Origin of the sequence: Bacteroides sp. L10-4, assembly GCF_013373675.1 — a bacterium.
In the GTDB taxonomy this organism is placed as follows: Bacteria; Bacteroidota; Bacteroidia; order Bacteroidales; family Bacteroidaceae; genus Bacteroides; species Bacteroides muris.
Genome location: NZ_JABXJH010000141.1, coordinates 1 through 1,249, shown reverse-complemented (window position 1 = coordinate 1,249; position 1,249 = coordinate 1). Strand labels below are relative to the sequence as shown.

At 31.9% G+C, this 1,249-nt stretch carries 1 protein-coding gene; it reads right to left on the bottom strand.

Features of this window, described 5'->3' with window-relative positions; translation table 11 throughout:
• Positions 1–392 precede the first annotated feature (392 nt).
• Entirely contained in the window at positions 393–1,097 is a 705-nt protein-coding gene (locus tag HU824_RS19415) for a bacteriocin fulvocin C-related protein (protein WP_136011540.1), read from the bottom strand.
• Positions 1,098–1,249: the final 152 nt, after the last annotated feature.

The following is a 1,249-nucleotide window of genomic DNA, read 5'->3' as shown; positions in this document are numbered from 1 at the left end:
GAAGACTCTTCTACCATGTTTTTATAAACCGGAATGTTAAAACAAAAATATTTTCTTGCGGGCATTTTTATTTTATCGGCTGAAAAACAGCCGATAAAATTGTCGTGGCGGAAAATAGAATGATTACCAACGTCGTATATTCAAAATAACGAATCCTTATTGGGATATCAATAATAGAACTTCCAAATAAAATTGCAACAAATAGAATCCAAGGTTTAATAATTCTATAGTATCGACTAAGCATAATTACCGTAAATGCTTGAAATATCACGCACGAAGTAATAGTAGCTTGTATCGCTCCTATTATTCTTATCGGGCTAAGAAGAATAAATAATAAGAAGGATATGAAGAAAATTGATATAAAACATTTCTTTTTGTTCATAATGATGCGGTTAAATTCCTAATCCTAAACACATTCCATCACACTCAAACAGCCAAAATAATCCACATCCTGAAGTTGGCTTACAACTGCCCCTTGTTGGAGTTCTACAAGTAGTGTAATCGGGTCCTTCATGATCCAATATATCGCAATAACTACTTTTCTGGCTACACGAACATTCAAACCCAACTCCTTCTCCTTGAGTTAACGCAATAATTTCATCTTCAAAATTTTTATCTAAGTCACCTTGCTTATTTAATACTTTTTCTATGCTATAACAAATTGCATGAATTTGCTTTTTATTCCATCCGAGTGTGTTGTTGGCATATTCTTGCCATCGATATATAAAAATCAGCAACTCGTCATTATTATTCAAATCGATAGAAGTGAATATAGACTTCTCATAATCTAATATCAATGAATAGATTAGTTCTATATGCTTCCATTCGACTTCAGACCAGTCTAGCTTTTCCAACTCTTGGTATTTTTCGTTCCATATTTCTCGTTTCTTTTCAGTATCAAAGATTCGATAAGCAGCTCTTTTATATGAATCCTTTTTTAAATTCAGAAATTGCATTCTACTCATCCTACTTATTTCTAAAACATTCTCATTTGCCCATCTTTCAATGTCAGGATCGCAACTATACATATTACTTTTCTGGCAAGAGAAAGAAAATATGCTCATAACCAAAACTAATAGATATTTGACTTTTTGCATACAGATTATTTTTATAAAACGTGATGTAATCATTCTATTTTCCGCCACGACAATTTTATCGGCTGTTTTTCAGCCGATAAAATAAAAATGCCCGCAAGAAAATATTTTTGTTTTAACATTCCGGTTTATAAAAACATGGTAGAAGAGTCTTC

What these genes read in the sequence shown, in the direction of transcription:
- HU824_RS19415 (WP_136011540.1), bottom strand. Translation starts at nt 1,097, where the DNA reads ATGCAAAAAGTCAAATATCTATTAGTTTTGGTTATGAGCATATTTTCT.